Here is a 17,440-nt window from a genome sequence, read left to right on the forward strand (position 1 = left end):
CATGTCGTCACTCTAGGAGTCCGACTCCTGGCCTCAAAGGGGTCTGCAGCGCGTGCCTTGACTACGCGCAAACGATGCGAAGGCGGTCGCTCCCGTCGGCCCGCCAGTGCGGCGTCAGCGCGGTCCAGTCGAGGCGTGCACCGCCCGTCCGGTAGGGATTCGCTTCGCGGGCGAAGGCGATGGCCGCGCCGTTGAGTTCGATGGCCACCGGCCCGTGGCCGAGCGGGCCCGGAACGATGTCGACGCCGACCCGCCGGCCGGCCAGCGTCGTGTGGGCCGAGATCGGGCCCAGCGAGGGCGCGACGACGGGATCGAAGACGCAGGCATCGGCTCGCGGCCGCAGCCCCAGCAGGCAGCGCTGCACCAGGCCGAGCGCGATGCCGGCACCGCTAGAGTAGACGCGCCAGCCGCCCTCCAGCGGTACGCGGCCGGCGATCGCCTCGGCGTAGTGCGCGCCGGCTTCGTGGCGATCCACGAAGGCGGCATCGGAGCTGGAGTAGTAGCAATTCGACTGGCGCGGCGCGGCGCTCGGCACCCGCGCCTGCAGGCCCACCGGATGGGCCAGGTTCAGCGCGTGCCAGAAGGCCTCGGCCCGGCCGGCATGGGCCAGTGCCTCGGCGTAGCGCAGGTGGGCGTGGGTGTACATCAGGCCGATCTCGCGGCCGAAGTAGCTCGCGCTCTCGGCCCGCTGGAACAGCTGCTGCGGCCCGCCGCGGTAGGGCAGGGGGGCGTCGAACAGGCGCGCGCCGTCGGGACCCAGGAGGTGCTGCTCGATGAGCGCGAGGTGCCGCTGCGCCTCGTCGCGCGTGAAGAGGTTGGACAGCACGGCGTGGATCATCGGCAGCAGGCTGTAGCGCACGCCGGTGCGGGCATCGCGCGGATGCAGCAACGGATCAGGCGCGGCTGCGGCCGCCGACTCGTCGAACAGCGCATAGCCCGTGGCGACGCCGTCGGGCATCAACCAGCGGTGAAAGTCCGTGCGCACGTTCGCGGCCTCGTCGCGCAACGGCGCTGCACGCGCGGCCTGGCCCAGCAGGTCGAAGGCATCGGCCAGCGTGGCGAGCACCTGCGCGTGCAGCGTCACCGTCCAGGCGCTGCACAGGTGCTCGCGCAGAAGCGGGTCCGCCGGTTGCAGCGAATCGTTCCAGTCGCCGTGACCATAGGCGGCGAGTGACGTGCCGGCGATACGGCGCCCGGCGATCACCGCGAAGGCGCGTTCGGCGTGCTGCCACAGGGTCGCCGTTTCGGGCGCGGTCCCCGAAGGCGCGTGGAACGGCAGCGGTTGGTCCAGCAGCGCTGCATCGCCCGAGGCGAGCAGGTACTGGCCCAGCGCCAGCAGCGGCCAGAAGACGATGTCGCCGTGCGAATCGCCGGCGCGGATGTCACGCTCGCGCTCGAAGAACATGAACCATTGCGGCCAGTCGCCGCCCGGATCCTGCGCGCTGAAGACACGGCACAGCAGGTCGCGCACCGGCGGCAGGCAGCCTTGCGCCAGCAGCAGCTCGACGGGCCCCTGGCAGACGTCGCGCGTGCCCCAGCCGCCGCCGGAATACTGCTCCAGCCCGCGCGGCGCCAGGTAGTGCACCAAGGCGTTGTGCTGGAACCAGGGCAGCACCGCGCAGAGGGCGTCGGCCTGCCCCGCCGCGCCGGACAGCAGCGGCGGCTGCAGGGCCTCGAGCGAGGGAGCGGCGACAGGCAGCGGCTCGACCAGCGCCCCGCGCAGCTGCAGGCCCACATCGGGCGCGGGGGCCAGGTGCAAACACAGCATCGGCACGCCGTGGTCCTGGCCGTCCTGGAACACGGCTTCGGCACCAGCGGCCTTGGCGATGCGGGTCGCGCCGTCGAGCGGGGCGATCTCGAACCCGCCCTGCGGGAAGCGCGAGTGCAACATCGAGCCGGGCGAGGGCGACAGCCGCAGGCTGCCATCGGCACGGCGCTGCGGCTCGATGCGCCCGGGCACCTCGCCGTCGTCGCCGTCGAGCGCCAGGTGCAGCGTGACGAGGCAGGCCGGCGCAGGCCCCTCGAGGGCTCGCAGCCGCCAGCGCAGCTCGGGCGCAACCGCATCGGCTTCGGCCTGCACCTCGACCAGGCCTTCGGCATGGCGATACCACCAGCGCGCCCCTCGCACGCTCATCGCGAAGGCGGAAGGTTGGTCCAGCAACTGCCAGCCGCGGCCCAGGTCGACGAAGGCCCGCAGGCCCTGCGAGCGGAACTGCCCGAGCGTGCCGTGCAGGGTGGAGGCCAGGCGGTTCAGGCTCACGTGGCCCTGCGTCACCATCGAATGGAAGACGCCGCCCATCCAGCAGGTGGAGGTCAGGGCCGACTCGTCGGGCACGAGGTGGCTGCCGCTGCGAAGGAGGTGGCCGTGTGGTCGCAGGACGGCTCGCTCCTTGGCCGGCAGCACCACGTGCTCGCCCGAGCTGTCGATGAAGAAGGACCAGGGCGCGCCATCGGGGCCTGGCTCCATCTGCCGGCGCTGTGCGCCGAAGAGGCCGTCGAGGTCGTCGCCCGACAGCGGCTTGGCGTCCAGCCGCGGCGCGTGGCTGAACAGGCTGGCCAGCGGTACCTGCCACGTCGCCTGCACCGCCGAGGGTGGCAGGGCCGTTGGCGGCGTGGCCTCCGGCAGGGCGAGCCAGGTGTCGGCGCAGGCCAGGTCATCAGGCCCGCTGGCGGTGGGGTGGTCCGGCCGCAGGCCGCCGAAGAAGCCGAGCGCGGCGCGCTCGCCGGGGCGCAGCGTCACCGCAGCGTCCTGCAACGCCGCCATGGACTGCTCCTGCTGCAGGCGTGAGCCGGGCAGGCCCTCCCGCCAGGCCGGCGGCGTCTTGCCGAAGCGGCCTTCGGCGCGGCCCAGCACCTGCAAGGCATCGGTGGCATACGACACCGCCCGCCGTAGCGAGCCGAGCATCGCCCAAGGGTGGCGACCGGCCACCGGCTGGTTCTGGCGCACGGCGAGCAGGGTGCCGCGTGCAGGGTGGGCGAGTGGCGTGAAGTCGATGTACTGGCTGACGTAGTACTCGTTCAGGCGCAGCGTGGCGTGCGGGGCGAGCGCGATGTCGTGCTGCAGGATCAGGTCGATGGTGAGCGACCCGGTGCTGCCCACGTGCTCGACGCTCAGGTGCCAGAACCAGACCGGCGCGTCGGCCGCCAGGCGCAGCCAGAGTTCGAAGGCCAGGCCTTGCCACTGGCCGCGGGCGACGTAGCCCTCGTCGCCGGTCCACCAGCGCGCCGGGCTGTCCGGGCCCAGCAGGGCCAGCAACCGCGGCTCGCCTTGCGCCGCGTCACCGTCCCAGGCGCGCAGCACCAGCTGCGTCTGGCCCGCTTCCAGCGCATTGCCGGGGAAGAGATGGACGCACAGCTCATCGCCATGCCGCAGCTCGCGCAGGCTGCCGTTGGCGTTGAAGCTTGCCGTCAGGCCCGACGGGCTGGCGACGCGGTGGATGTCGGAGGGCGAAGACACGGCAGCGACTCGATTCAGGACGCAAGGCGAATGCGCGAAAGCAGCCAGCTCACGAGGGCGGGGTCGGCATAGGCCGGGTTCCACGCGTCGTGGCCGACGCCGGGGTAGATGGTCAGCTCCGCCTGGCCACCGGCCTCGCGCAGTCCGCTGACCAGCTGCTGGTGCACGGCCAGCGGCACGACGGTGTCGGCGGCGCCGTGGTAGGCCCGCACCGGCACCGAGCGCATGCGCTCTATCCGCACGTCCGAGCCGTAGCCGCACACCGGCGCGATGCCGGCCAGGTCCTGCGGGTAGCTCATGGCCCAGCTCCAGCAGCCTCCGCCGCCCATGCTCAGGCCGGTGGCCGTGACGCGGCGCGGGTCGACACGCCACTGCGCCATCAACGGCTGCAGCATGGCGTGCAGCAGGTGCGGATCCCACTCCTCGCCGTCTTCGCACTGCGGCGAGACGACGATGGCGGGAAGGTTCTGCCCGGCCTCGATGAGCCTGGGCAGGCCATGGGCGCGGACTTTGGCCAGCTCGCGCCCGCGCTCGCCCGAGCCGTGCAGGAAGACGATCAGCGGCCAGCGCTGCTCCGGCCGCTCGGCGTGGCCGGGCGGCAGGTAGAGCCAGTGGCGAAGCGTCGCCGACAGCGTGATGGTGGCCGGCGTGGCCCACTCGGCCTGGTGGCCGCTCGCCGGCGGCGCGGGGGCGGCGCAGGCGCCGGAGCCGGCTGCCAGCGCGATGGGCAGTGCGAGCAGGTGACGGCGATGGAGGTCGGGTTCGTCGTTCATGGCGTCGTGGTCCTGTCGTTCAGACGAGTCGTCGCCCGTCGAGCCCGAAGCGCAGGCGATGCGCGGGCGCGGCGCCGAGGTGAACCGCCTGGCCTGGAACGGCAGCCACCTCGGGCGACACCCGCGAGACCAGCGTCGTGCCGTCGGCGGTGCGCACGTGCAGGTAGCTCACGTCGCCCAGCGGCTCCAGCGCGATCACCGTCGCGGCCAGGCCTTCGCCCGGCGGCACCGGCACCAGGTGCTCGGGCCGCACACCCACAGTCGCCACCTGCGGCTCGCCCAGCTGCGCGCCCGGCAGCAGGTTGATGCGCGGCGAGCCGAGGAAGCCGGCAACGAAGAGGTTGGCCGGCTCTCGGTACAGCGACATCGGCGCGCCGATCTGCTCTATGCGACCGCTGTTGAGCACGACGACCCGGTCGGCCAGTGTCATGGCCTCGGCCTGGTCGTGCGTCACGTACAGCGTGGTGCTCTTCAGCTGCGCATGCAGCCTGGCGAGCTCGATCCGCATCTGGCCGCGCAGGGCCGCGTCGAGGTTGGACAGCGGCTCGTCGAAGAGGAAGGCGCCCGGCTGGCGCACGATGGCGCGGCCGATCGCCACGCGCTGCCGCTGGCCACCCGACAGCGCGGCAGGCTTGCGCTGGAGCAGGTGCGTGATCTGCAACGTCTCGGCGGCGCGCTGCACGGCCGAGTCGATGTGGGCCTGGCGCATGCCGGCCATGCGCAGGCCGAAGGACAGGTTCTGCTCCACCGTCATGTGCGGATACAGCGCGTAGCTCTGGAACACCATCGCCAGGCCGCGCTGGGCGGGAGGCACGTCGTTGACCACGCGGCCGTCGATCAGCAGCTGGCCGGCGTCGATCTGCTCCAGGCCGGCCACGCAGCGCAGCAGGGTGGACTTGCCGCAGCCCGAGGGGCCGACCAGGACCACGAACTCGCCGTCGGCCACGTCGAGGTCGATGCCGTGCAGGATGGCGGTTCCGTGGAACTCTTTTCGGACGCCGCGCAGGGTCAGTGCACTCATCGGGTCAGTCCTCCAGCACGGCCGAAAAGGGCAGGCGATCGATGCGGTGCTGGCGCCTGGCCCACGTGATGCGCAGGCCGCCAGGCGGTGGCGTCAGGCCCGCGTCGATGTCGAGTTTCAAGCCGCGGGCCGTACGCTTCAGGCGGTAGCTCAGCGAGCCCTGCCGCGTCGCCAGCCCGCGCACCGCGACGCCCTCCTTCAGCCAGGCTTCTGGAAGGCCGGCCCCGAGCACCAGCGTGTCGCCATCGTCGGCATCGTGGACGAAAAGGTCCAGCAGCGAGCGGATGGCATCCGAGGCCACCCAGGCGTGCGGCATGTCGCCCAGGAAGTGCGGCTCGCGCGGGTCGCGCATGACGACCTCGGCCCACTGGTTCCAGCCGGCGGGGCGCTGGTCGGCGAAGAAGAAGTCGAGCATGACGAGCGCGCGCTCGTGCTGCTTCATGCGCACCAGCGCGCCGACGCTGCGCAGCTCGTAAGGCGTGTAGTCGCGCCAGGCCTTTTCGCCGCGCCTGCGTTGCTCCGACTCGCGCCAGTAGCGCTCGAAGGTCGCATCGAGCATCCCGTCGGGCAACAGGCCCTGGACCTGCGCCGGGTTGAGCGCGACGGTGGTGGAGGTGGGGTCGAAGTCGCCGAGTTCTGCAGCGCCGGGGATGAAGCCGATGCGGTGCTGCGCCGCGGCCGCACGGATGGATGCCGTGAGCTCGCTGGCGAACTCGTCGCGCCAGGCGGTGAACTCGCGTGCGGCCGTTTCGTTGCCCGCAGCCTGCGCGAGCACCACCGCATCCTTGTAGCCGCGCAGCGCCCAGAAGTCGTCCCAGTACGAATGCATGGGCTTGTCGGAGTAGCCCTCGTGGCTGATCGAGGCCGGCATCAGGCCGAACAGCGCCTCGCGACCGGGCTGGCGGTTGGCGGCGGTGCGCTCGCTCTGGCGCAGGCCGTCCATGTAGCGCGCGGCGCGTTCGACAGCCGGCCAGTGGCGCTGCAGAGCCTCGCGGTCGTGGGTGAAGCGCCAGAGTTCGGCCACCGCGAAGATGAACTCGCCATGGCTGTCGTTCTCGGGCACCGGGTCGGCGCCGCGCACGTCGACGCAGCAAGGCACCTTGCCGTCGGGGAAGAGCTTGGTGGCGTACCAGTCGACGAACTCGCGCGCGGCCTGCTGCTCGCCCAGGCGCAGCAGGCCGGCGACCATCATGGCGCCGTCGCGCACCCAGCTGCGGGCGTACGAGCGCGTGCCGGGCTGCAGCGCCGGCCCGTCGCGCGAGAGCAGGATCTGGGCGACCGCACTGCGCAAGGTGTCGTGCACGCGGCGGGCCGGGGCCGGCAGCGTGAAGGCGACGCGGTTCAGGCGCTCGCGCCACGCGGCGGCGGCATCGCGGAAGGCCTGGTCGACCTGGGCCTTGCTGCGCAGGGGCTCAGGCTCGCCGGCCATGGGCCAGGTCACCGCCACGTGGGCCTCGCCGCCGGCGCGGGCGGCGAGCGCGAAGTCGAGAGCCACTTCGGCGTTGCCGCTGCCGGCCAGCTCGTCGTCTTCATCCAGCGCCTGCAGCTTGTCGCCGTGAGCCAGGGCCAGTGCGACGGGCAGCGCGGCGCCGCCGCCGAGGTGCACTCGTCGCGGCGCCGGGAAGGGACGCAGGGCGAGCTGTGCACCGTTGATCGACAGCTCGCCCTCCGACCAGCCGGCCGTGTACAGCGGGCTGGCCCCGCCCGGCCGGTTGAGGAACTGCTGCGGCGGGTTGACCTGCCACGGCCGGGTCACCAGCAGCAGCCGTGCCTGCAGCGCCCGGCGGCCGCGAGGGCGCAAGGTGTAGCGGGCCATGCCGGTGGCCACGCCGGGCCGGCCGGTGGCGGTGGCCTCGATGTCCAGCGTGAACTCGGGGTGGATCCATCGCGCCCGAGGCAACGGCAGGTAGCCCTCTGGCAGGCTGTGCTCGATCTTCACGTCGGCCCAGGAGACGAGCCGGCCGGCGCGGCCTGCGGAGCCGGGCAGCAGCACGAAAGGCTCGATGCTGGGACTGCCGGGCAGGGGCTCGACGGCGCCGTCCTCCGACAGCAGGCCGGTATGCCGGCCGCCGCCGTCGACGCCGAACACCGTCCAGTAGTTCTGCTCGCCGCGGTAGGTCCGCGGGTAAGTGCCGGGCGGATAGGCGGCGGCGCGGGCGCGGGTGGCGTCATCCACCGAGGTCCACTGCGAAGGGCCGGCCAGCTCCACGCCGGGCGTGGCCCAGGGGCCGGGCGACGCTGCCGAATCGAGTGGCTTCAGGCGCAGGCGGCGCGCCTCGGCGTCCGGCAGGTACAGGGCGTCCAGCGGGCCGGCCGCGCGGCGCAGGACCGCCAGCGGATGCCATGGGCCGCTCTCGCTTTGGCCTTCGACGGCGTAGTCCGCGGGTCGCTTCACGCCCTGCGGCCATCGCAGCTGCAGGCCGCTGAACTCGCGCAGGCCGCCGAGCTCGATGTCGACGCCATCGGCACCGGCGCTCACCTGCGGTGCGGGCCATGTCGATGGAGCCGGCGAGCGCTCGACGAGCTCCAGCCTTTCGAAGCACAGCCGGCCCTGGCCGCCGCCGCTGCCTGTGGCCACCGCGAGCTCCAGCGCGTGCGGCGAGCGCAGTGTCTTGTCGGTCGCCGGCCCCCAGGCGAACTGGATCTGCCGGCGCTTCAGGCGCAGCTCGCGCGAGGCCGGGCCCAAGCGCACGTCGCGCTGCTGCACCCACCAGACGTTCTCTGCGCTGGCGTCGATGAGCTTGAACTGGAAGTGGTTGGGCGGGCCCGAGCCATGCAGGCGCAGCCTGAATTCGTAGTCGGCAGGCAGGGTCAGTGCAGGCAGCGCGCGCCGGGCGACCGCGTAGCCGGCCACGCCATGGAAGTCGTAGGCCAGGCACATGCCCTTGCCCTGCGCATCCGGCAGCCAGCGGGCCTCGACCTGGTCCGACGCGGTGGCCGCCCAGCGATGGGCCGCGTCGGCGCCGAAGTCGTCGAGCGGGGTCACGTCGCCCGGCGCAGCCTGTGCCGCTGTCGCCGCGGCCGTGGCGAATGCCGCGAGCCATCCCCTCATTGCTTCACGCCTCCCATCGTCAGGCCCTGCAGGTAGTAGCGCTGCAGGACGAGGAAGAGCGCCAGCACCGGCAACACGGTGATCACGGCACCGGCCATCATCAGCTCGCTGTCCTGCACGTGCTCGCGGCTGAGCGAGGCGATGGCCACCGGCAGGGTCTGCAGCTCGCCTTCGGTCAGCACGATCAGGGGCCACATGAAATCGTTCCAGCTGCCGAGGAAGGCGAACACCGCCAGCGTGGCCAGCACCGGCGCCAGCAGCGGCAGCACGACCGAGAAGAAGATTCGGAACTCGCCCGCGCCGTCCATTCGCGCGGCCTCGATCAGCTCGTCGGGGATGCCGCGGGCGTATTGCCGCACGAGGAAGATGCCGAAGATGCCGGCCAGCGAGGGCACCAGCACGCCGGCGTAGGTGTTCACCAGCCCCATGCCCTTGAGCATCAGGAACAGCGGCAGCATCGCCACCTGGCCCGGGATGACGAGGGCCGCGATGAGCGCGCTGAAGATCCTTTCGCGGCCGGCGAAATGCAGCTTGGCGAAGGCGTAGCCGGCCAGCGTGTTGAAGGTGACCGAGAGCAGCGTGGCCCCAATGGCCAGGCCCAGGCTGTTGAGGAACTGCTGGCCGATGCCGCCTTGCGTGATCAGGGCGCGGTAGTGATCTAGCGTAGGCTCCGACGGCAGCAGCGGCGGAGGGAAGCTGCTGGCTTCGCCGCCGTGCATGAAGGACACCGACAGCATCCAAAGCAGGGGGGCGATGGTGAGCAGGGCCGCCAGCGCGAGCAGGCCGTTGAGCGCGATGGCCTTGAATGCCCTCATGCGACGCCCCTGCGCCGCGCGAAGGCGAGCAGCCCGCGCGTCACGACGACGATGATGGCGAAGAGCACGAAGGCCACCGCCGAAGCCTGGCCCAGGTTCCACCAGCGAAATCCTTCCTCGTACATCAGGTACAGCACGCTGACGGTGCTCTGCAGCGGGCCTCCTTGCGTCATCACGTAGGGTTCGGCGAAGAGCTGGAAGTAGCCCGCGATGGTGAGGATGCTCACCATCAGCAGCGTGGGCCCGAGCATCGGCACGGTGATGTGGCGGAACTGCGCCCACGCGCCGGCACCGTCGAGTCGAGCGGCTTCGTACAGGTCTTCCGGGATGGCCTGCAGCGCGGCGATGAAGATGATCATGTTGCCGCCGAAGTTCTTCCAGGCCGCGAAGACGATGATGGCCGGCATGGACCAGTGCGGGTCGCCGAGCCAGTCGATGGGCCCCACGCCGATCGAGCCGAGGATCTGGTTGACCCAGCCGTACCGGACGTGAAAGAGATAGCGCCACACGACCGCGACGGCGACGAGCGTGGTGACCACCGGCGCGAACAGGGCGGTGCGGAACAGCGGCTTGAAACGAGCGAGCTTCGATTGCAGCAGCACCGCACAACCGAGCGACAGCGCGATGGACAAGGGCACGCCGAGCACGACGAAGTAGGCGGTGTTGCCGAGCGCCTGCCAGAACAGCGGCCGGGTGAGCACCTGGGCGTAGTTGTCGAGCCCCACGAAGCGCAGGTTGTGCAGGTCGGCCAGGGCGTACAGGTCGAAGTCCGTCAGGCTGAGCACCAGCCCCGCGGCGACGGGCAGCACGAAGAACAGGCCGATGACGGCCAGCGCGGGCAACGCGAAGGCCCAGGCGGCCCGTGAGGGCTTCATGAGCGGACCTCGGGGTGGGTGCGAGCCTTCGACAGGCTCAGTCCGAACGGACAGGAGGTGCCCAGGCCGAACGGATGGGTGGTGCCCAGGCCGAACGAATCCCCCATCCCGTTCGCCCTGAGCTTGTCGAAGGGCAGGCCAGCACTCCATCCATGGGCCTTCGACAGGCTCAGGCCGAACGGACAGGTGGGGCTCAGGCCGAACGGATGGGTGGTGCCCAGGCCGAACGAATCCCCCACCCCGTTCGCCCTGAGCCTGTCGAAGGGCAGGCCAGCACTCCATCCATGGGCCTTCGACAGGCTCAGGCCGAACGGATGGGTGGTGCTCAGGCCGAACGGATGGGTGGTGCCCAGGCCGAACGAATCCCCCATCCCGTTCGCCCTGAGCTTGTCGAAGGGCAGGCCAGCACTCCATCCATGGGCCTTCGACAGGCTCAGGCCGAACGGGCAGGTGGGGCTCAGGCCGAACGGATGGGTGGTGCCCAGGCCGAACGAATCCCCCACCCCGTTCGCCCTGAGTCTGTCGAAGGGCAGGGCAGTCAAGCCCGGACCGGACAAGGCGAATCGGTGGAGCTGCAGAAGCATCAAGCCACCCCCACTTTCCGATCCAGCATCCATCGCCGCTTCGCCAGGAACTGGTCCACCCGTGCATCCAGGGCGGCGGCCACTGCGGCGGGTCGGGTGCCGTCGTTCACGGCCCGCGCCGCGAAAAGCTGCATTTCCTGCGCGATGCGTTCCCACTCCGGCACCGCCGGGGTGGGGCGGACGCGTTCCAGTTGGTCGGCGAAGGCGCGGATCTTCGGGTCGCTCGACAACGGTTCGCCGATCCAGCTGGCGCGGCGAGGCGGGAGGTTGCCGGTGAGTCGGTAGAAGTGTTGTTGAACCGCGGGCCGGCAGAGGTATTCGATCAAGGCCCAGCCGGCGCGCTTGGCTCGCGAGCGGCGAAACAGCACGAGGCTGGAGCCACCGGCGATCGAGGCGCCGGGACCCTGGGGACCTGGCAGCGGCGCGGTGGTCCAGCGGTCCTGCAGCTCCGGCGCGAGGCGGCGGCGGAATTCGCCCAGGTTCCACGGGCCGGAGACGTAGAGCGCGAAGGTGCCCCGGCCGAATTCCTGCCAGAGGTTGAAGACCTGGGTGTTGGTCATCGGCGGTGCGTAGCCGCGGCGGAACATGTCCAGGTAGAAGCCCAGCGCCCGCTGGAAGCCGGGGCTCGCGAAGTGGCCGCGCCGGCCGCCGTCGGCCAGCAGGTCGCCGCCCGGTTGCAAGGCGAGCGCGAGCAGCGGCTCGTACTCGTTCAGCGGCAGCAGCTGCGGATGGGCGACGCCGATCTTCTGCAGCCCCGCCATCGCCTGCATCCACCCCGCCCAGTCCTGCGGCATGCGGTCGAACCCCGCGCGTGCGAGCAGGTCGCTGCGGACGTACAGCAGCCGCGTGTCGACATACCAGGGCAGGCCCTGGAGCTGGCCGTCGATGACATTGGTGCGCCAGATGCCGTCGAAGTAGTCGGCCTTGTCGATGGCGGGCGCGCCGGCCAGGCGCGCATCCAGCGGTTCGATCGCGCCGAGCGCGGCCATCTCGGGCAGCCAGGTGTTGCCGATCTGGGCCACGTCGGGCGTGGCGTCGCCGGCGAAGGCGGTCAGCAGCTTCTCGTGCGCGGCCGTCCACGGCAACTGCTCGATGCGCACCTGGATGTTCGGTTGCTCTTCTCGAAAGCCGGCGAGCAGCTCGTGCGCCACCTCGCCCTCGCGGCCCATGGCCCAGAAGCGCAACCTCGTCCTGCCATCCTCCACGCCGTCGCGCCCGCACGCGGCCAGCGGCAGCGCGGCGGCGAGCTGCAGCAAGCGGCGTCGTGGCATGTGCGAAGTGGTCAATGGAAAGTGGAGGTTAGGTCAGCCAGCCACCTTTGAAGCCGGCACGGACCAGGCCGCGCCGGAGGTGGGGATTGGCACGCATGGTGCGCCAGACCAGGTCGCGCCGGTGGTTGGCGATCATCGCCACGATGGGGCCCTGGTCGATGCCGAGGTAGTCGGTATCGACCCAGCCGAACCCTGGCACGAGACGGCCGTCGGTCGGGCGCACGGACTCGTCACGCCAGCTGGTGTTGAACGAATCGAGAAAGCCATAGCGGCCGTAGATGTGGGCGCCGAAGCGCTGCCGCATCGTGTGCAAGGCGGACAGCACCTCCGCGGGGGCGAAGGGCAGCGACGAAGCCGCGGCCGTGGGCGCCAGCGTGCCGTCGTCGCGCGTGTCGACGAGGCCCGCGCCGCGAGCCATGTAGCCGTGGAACCGGCGCGGCTGGCCGCGGTGGTCGGCGGCGCGCACGTCGCCCGGGCCGTCGCAGGCGGTCAGGCCCCAGACGTCGGCGCCGTAGTCGTTCCAGCCGCCGGGATTGGCGATGGCATAGGCGCGTTGCGAAAGCGTCGCGCGGCGGCTGTTCTCGAAGTAGTCCAGGCCCCGGGCGCGCATGAACTCGTCCTGGATGCCGCGGAAGTCCACCCACACGTGCGAGTACTGGTGCCAGAACAGCGGCGCGCCGCCCAGGTGTGCCTGGCCCATGAAGCTGCCCCAGGTGCGCGGGTAGCCGCCGCAGAACGCGGCCCAGCTGTCGTTGCGCGCCGGATGCGTGGGTGAGGCGAGTGCGAGCAGGTACAGCAGCATCGCCTCGTCGTAGCCGTGGTAATCGATGAAGCGCTCGAAGCCGCGGCCGGGTTCCCAGCCCATGGAGATGAGGCCGCCCCGCTGCTGCGCCCAGGCCCAGTCGACGCGGGTGTAGAGCGTCTCGGCCAGCGCGCGGATGCGGGCCTCCTCGGGGTCGTCGGCCTGGAAGTACGACTGCGCGGCCAGCACGCCGGCCATCAGCAACGCGGTGTCTATGGTCGACAGCTCCACCTTCGGCGTGAAGCGTGCGCCGGTGGCCATGTCGAGGAAGTGATAGAAGAAACCTCGGTGGCCGGCCATGCCGATCTCGGCCTCGCCCTGCGGCGCGTTGGCGAGGAAGGCGAGCGTCCTGCGCACGCGCTCGGCCGCCTGGGCACGCGTGACGAGGCCGCGCTCGGCGCCGACGAGGCAGGCCGTCAGGCCGAAGCCGACCGCGGCCACGCTGGCCATGCTGGTCACCCCCGGCCAGCGGTCAGGCACCAGGCCGGTGACCGGGTGGGCGGTGTCCCAGAAGAAGCGGAAGGTGCGCGCCTCGAGCTCGTCGAGCAGCGCGTCGTCGGAAAGAGGCGCCGGCACCTGGCCTTCGCCATACGCCATCGGCCTCGAAGCAGCGGGTGCGCCGCAGGCCGCGAGGGCGGCGGCCGTGGCGGCGGCGCCCAGCAGCCGACGACGGGTGAATGGAAGGCGGTCCGAGGTCATCGATCAGCAGGCACGCGGCCGCCTGCCGCGGCTTCGTGGGCCGTGGCAGGCCGGGCGCGCACCAGGGTCAGAACTTGTAGCCCATGACCAGGCGGATGGTGCGCATGGGGCCGCGCATCGAGTTGGGCTTGCCGAGGTTCGGGTTGTCGCCGCCCAGCGGGTTCTGCGGGTTGCCCGGGCCGCCGACCCAATCGTCGAAGCCGCCGTAGTTGGCCGTGTTGAACAGGTTCAGCACGTCGGCACGCAGGTTGATCTTGCCGAAGCCGACGCCGAAGTCGCGGCCGACGCCCAGGTCGAACTGGTTGAACCGCCGGCTCTGACCTTCGACATAGACGCACTGGCTGAAGCCGTCCGAGCAGTCGGTCAGCTGGCGCGGCCTGCCGCTGGCCCAGGTGTACTTCGCAGAGACCAGCAGGCCCCAGGGCAACAGGCCGTCGGTGACCAGCGCGGCCACGACGCGGTGCTTGTCGACCAGGCGCGAAGGGTTCCAGCCATGGGTGGAGCGCCCGTAGGTCCAGTCGAAGATGTCGTCGTCCCAGCCCCTGGCGGTGGTCTTCGCGTCTGCATAGGTGTAGGCCACCGTCAGGCCCCAGCCGGACTCTGCCGAGTACGGCTTGTCGGCCTTCAGCAGGATCGAGGTCGTCTGGTTTTGTCCGACAAAGTCACCGAGGACCAGCGTGCCGTAGCCGTTCGGGCCGCCCCACAGCGGGTCGATGGCGCTCTGCGTGCCCCAGCCGCCGTTCGGATCGCGGTTGCCGCCGAACCAGATGAACTGGTTCTTCGCATTCACCAGGCTGAGCGCGGCCTCGGTGTTCCACATGCCGATGGCCTGGCGCACCCCGACAGTGAACTGATCCGAGTACGGCATCTTGAAGTCGTTGCGGATCAGCCAGATCTCGCCGTTGGCCTGCTTGTTCTTCTGCAGTTCGTCCAAGGCGTGGTTGGCCATGGTGCGGTCGTACGAGCGGCCGAAGCCGGTGAACAGCACGGTGGACCGGTCGCCGAACACATCCAGCGACGCACCCACGCGTGGTGCGATCGCCCGCTTGAAGGACTTTCGGGACTGGCCGTCGGCGATGTAGTCGGCGATGTTGATGCCGCCCTTGGCCAGCGATTCGGCGTAGGTCTGGCCCGGTGGCGCCGTGATGCTGCCGATGGTGCGGCCGTCCTCGGCGAACAGCGCGGCCACGCGGTCGGCCGGCGTCACGTAGTCGTTGTTCAGCATGTTGGTCTCGTAGTCCCAACGCAGGCCGACATTGACTTGCAGCTGCTTGCTCACGTCCCAGTCGTCCTGGAAGTACAGGCCGACCTGGTTGTTGCGGAAGTTGGCCTCGGCCGGGGCGATGGCCCGCACCAGCCGGCACTGGTCGGTCGACTGGACGACGCCGGTGTCGGTCGGATTCGTGCCCAGGCAGTTGCTGCCGTCGTAGTAGGGGTTGCCCGTGACCTGGTCGATCACCGTCTCGACGACGTCGACACCGTTCGCGGTGCCGGACAGCTTGTACTGCATCGCCTTCAGCTTGATGCCGCCCTTGACGACGTGGCCCTTGGCCCCCGTCCAGGTGAGGTCCTCGGAGACGTAGTGGCCTGTCTGCTGGCGGTTCTGGTTGTCGGGCGAGCCGCCGACCCAGATCGCATCCTGCGAGTTGTTCAGCAGGCTGGTCGGCGAGTACTTGTACTTGACCAGCGGCTCGCCCAGGGCCGCATGCGGGTTCCACTTGTAGTCCTCGTAGCCGATGCGCGCCTCGCTGAGCCACGGGCCCGTCATCCACTCGTGCTTCAGGTCGATGCGGGTCTCGTTGTTGGTCCGCTCCTTCTCGTTGCTGGGCAGGCTGAGGTTCCTGTCCTCGGGCGTCTTGTCGGACTCGTCGCGGACCTTGGCCGTGAAGCTCAGCCGCTGGTCGTCGCTGAGCGATGCGTCGAGCTTGCCGAAGAACAGGTTCTCGCGGAAGGGATCGACGGCGCTTCCCTGCTGCGCCACCAGGCCGGGCACGATGCCGGCGTTCGGCATCTGGTCGGCGTGCTGCACGATCACCTGGCGCGAATCGTCGATGTTCTTGCCGTCGTAGGCCAAGAAGTAGTGCAGGCGGTCGGCGACGATGGGCCCGCCGATCGCGCCACCGAACTGCGTTTGCGTCGATTCCGGCCGCTTGACACCTTGTCGCTCGCGTTCTTCCTGGAACGGGTCCTTGGCGGTCCAGTTGGTGCCGGTGCGGTCGACGTAAAGCTCGCCGTGCAGTTCATTGGTGCCCGAGCGCGTGACCGCGGTGATGGCGGCGCCGCTGAGCTGCTCGAACTCGGCCTTGTAGTTCTGGGTGATGACCTTGTACTCGGCGATGGCCGATTGAGGGAAGGGGTTGCCGCGAGTCGAGTCCATGCCCGAGCCGCCGTTGCGCAGGATGTTGTTCTTCTGGCCCACGCCGTCGATGAAGACGTTGATGTTGTTGCGGTCCTGGGCGCCGCTTTGCAGGTTGACCTGGCCGTTGGTCTGCTGCACGAAGGCCACGCCCGGTGCCAGGTCGACCGAGCTGAGGAAGTTGCGCGTGTTCTGCGGCAGGCTGTCGATCTGCCGCCGGCTGACATTGGTGCCGAGCTGCGAGTCCTTGACATCCTTGCGGTTCAGGGCTCCGACGATGGTGACGCGCTGCGCCGCGTCGAGCGACAGGTCCAGCGTGGCTGTTTCCCCCACCTGCAGGGTCACCGTCTCGCTGGCCTGATCGCCGACGCGGATTTCGTAGCGCCCCGGGGCCAGGCCGACGAGCACATAGCTGCCGTCGGCCGCGGTGGTGCCGCGGTAGGTGGCGCCGTTGTCCTTGTTCACCGCGACCACCGCGGTGCCCGCCTGGGCCGCGGCAGTGCCTTGCGTCACCTGGCCTCGCAGCGTCGAGGTGGAGACCTGCGCCTGGACCGCGCCGCCGGCCAGCAGCAAGGCGGTCGCGGCGGCGAGGGTCTGTCGATGAAAACCTTTTCTCGTGGATCTCATGGGGCTTGTCTCCGTCGTTGTCGGTCGGTCGAAAAGCGAGAACTCGAAAAACGGGGGCGCTCAGCTCGCCTGGCTGGACTGGCGGACGACCAGTTCGGCGCGCAGCGTGCGCGCCGCGGGCGGTGGCCCGCCGGGCGGCGCTTCGATGGCGCTGGCCAGCTCGGCCAGCGCCAGGGCGCCCAGCTCGACGATGGGCACGCGAACGGTGGTCAGCGCCGGCCGCACGTAGCGGCAGATGGGGATGTCGTCGAAGCCGGCCAGGGCGATGTCGCGCGGCACTTCCAGCCCGCCGCGGGTGAGCGAGGCCAGGCAACCCAGCGCCATCATGTCGTTGGCCGCGAACACGGCATCCGGCCGAGGGGCCAGGGCGAGGATTTCCTGCCCCGCACGCTCGCCGCTGGCGTCGGTGAAGTCGCCCGGCAGCACCAGCTCGGCGGCGTCGGGCAGCAGCTCGGCCAGACCGCTGCGGTAGCCCCGCAGGCGCTCCTGCGCGTCGTGGTTGTGCTCGGGCCCGGCGATGAAGGCTATGCGGCGATGGCCGGCCGACACCAGGTGCCGCATCATGGCCTGCGCCCCGCCGAAGTTGTCGACCCTCAGCGCCGCGTGCGCGGGATCGTCGACACCGGTGTTCATCAGCACCGCCGGCAGGCCGGGCGGCAGGTTGCCGCCGAGAAAGCCTGCGTCCACGTGGGGCGACATCACCAGGAGCCCGTCGACCCGGCCGTGCATGGCGCGCAAGGCTGCGGCCGCCTCGGCGGCGTTGTCGTGCGAGCTGGAGACCAGCAGGTGCAGCCCGCGGGCCCGGGCGGCGAGGTCGATCCCGCGGATCAGTTCGGAGAAGAACTCGCCGTGCAGATCCGGCAAGAGGGCGCCGACGGTGTGGGTGCGTCGGGTGATGAGGCTGCGCGCCGCGCTGGACGGCGTGAAGCGCAGCTCGGTGGCGATGCGCTGGATGCGCTCACGCGTCTCGGGCGTGACCGCGGCATGGCCGTTCATGACGCGCGAAACGGTCGCCACGGACACGCCGGCTTCACGTGCGACGTCCTTGATCGTGGTGGCCATCGGCGACTTTCGTTGAGCGGTTCGAGGGTGATCGTGCGAGATGCGC

At 70.7% G+C, this 17,440-nt stretch carries 11 protein-coding genes; all 11 read right to left on the bottom strand.

The features are described 5' to 3' along the window. Positions 1–61: 61 nt before the first annotated feature. Entirely contained in the window at positions 62–3,457 is a 3,396-nt protein-coding gene (locus ACS5PM_RS14635; RefSeq protein WP_439388379.1) for a hypothetical protein, read from the bottom strand. A gap of 14 nt (positions 3,458–3,471) precedes the next feature. Then, a complete protein-coding gene (locus ACS5PM_RS14640) occupies positions 3,472–4,230 on the bottom strand; it encodes a carboxylesterase family protein (RefSeq protein ID WP_439388380.1) in 759 nt (252 codons plus the stop codon). A 19-nt stretch (positions 4,231–4,249) separates the two neighbouring features. Continuing rightward, positions 4,250–5,251, bottom strand: coding sequence for an ABC transporter ATP-binding protein (locus ACS5PM_RS14645; protein WP_439388381.1), 1,002 nt, complete (start codon positions 5,249–5,251; stop codon positions 4,250–4,252). 4 nt (positions 5,252–5,255) lie between these two features. Continuing rightward, positions 5,256–8,303, bottom strand: coding sequence for a hypothetical protein (locus ACS5PM_RS14650; protein ID WP_439388382.1), 3,048 nt, complete (start codon positions 8,301–8,303; stop codon positions 5,256–5,258). Further along, positions 8,300–9,118 carry a carbohydrate ABC transporter permease gene (locus tag ACS5PM_RS14655; RefSeq protein ID WP_439388383.1) on the bottom strand — a complete coding sequence of 273 codons (819 nt, stop codon included), beginning with the start codon at positions 9,116–9,118 and terminating at the stop codon, positions 8,300–8,302. Before ACS5PM_RS14655 ends, ACS5PM_RS14650 begins: the two co-directional genes overlap by 4 nt. Then, on the bottom strand, positions 9,115–9,993 hold the full coding sequence (locus tag ACS5PM_RS14660) for a carbohydrate ABC transporter permease (RefSeq protein WP_439388384.1): 879 nt from the start codon (positions 9,991–9,993) through the stop codon (positions 9,115–9,117). The genes ACS5PM_RS14655 and ACS5PM_RS14660 overlap by 4 nt, the downstream gene beginning before the upstream one ends. Next, complete coding sequence (locus ACS5PM_RS14665; RefSeq protein ID WP_439388385.1) at positions 9,990–10,577, bottom strand: hypothetical protein; 588 nt, start codon at positions 10,575–10,577, stop codon at positions 9,990–9,992. Before ACS5PM_RS14665 ends, ACS5PM_RS14660 begins: the two co-directional genes overlap by 4 nt. Then, positions 10,577–11,848, bottom strand: coding sequence for a sugar ABC transporter substrate-binding protein (locus ACS5PM_RS14670; RefSeq protein WP_439388386.1), 1,272 nt, complete (start codon positions 11,846–11,848; stop codon positions 10,577–10,579). Before ACS5PM_RS14670 ends, ACS5PM_RS14665 begins: the two co-directional genes overlap by 1 nt. A 28-nt stretch (positions 11,849–11,876) precedes the next feature. Then, entirely contained in the window at positions 11,877–13,349 is a 1,473-nt protein-coding gene (locus ACS5PM_RS14675) for a glucoamylase family protein (RefSeq protein ID WP_439388387.1), read from the bottom strand. A gap of 67 nt (positions 13,350–13,416) precedes the next feature. After that, on the bottom strand, positions 13,417–16,332 hold the full coding sequence (locus tag ACS5PM_RS14680) for a TonB-dependent receptor domain-containing protein (protein WP_439388388.1): 2,916 nt from the start codon (positions 16,330–16,332) through the stop codon (positions 13,417–13,419). A gap of 60 nt (positions 16,333–16,392) precedes the next feature. Then, positions 16,393–17,394: a LacI family DNA-binding transcriptional regulator gene (locus ACS5PM_RS14685; RefSeq protein ID WP_439388389.1), complete on the bottom strand. Its 1,002-nt coding sequence runs from the start codon at positions 17,392–17,394 to the stop codon at positions 16,393–16,395. Between the last annotated feature and the right edge of the window lie 46 nt (positions 17,395–17,440).

Origin of the sequence: Ideonella flava, from assembly GCF_051857595.1 — a bacterium.
Lineage (GTDB): Bacteria > Pseudomonadota > Gammaproteobacteria > Burkholderiales > Burkholderiaceae_C > Ideonella.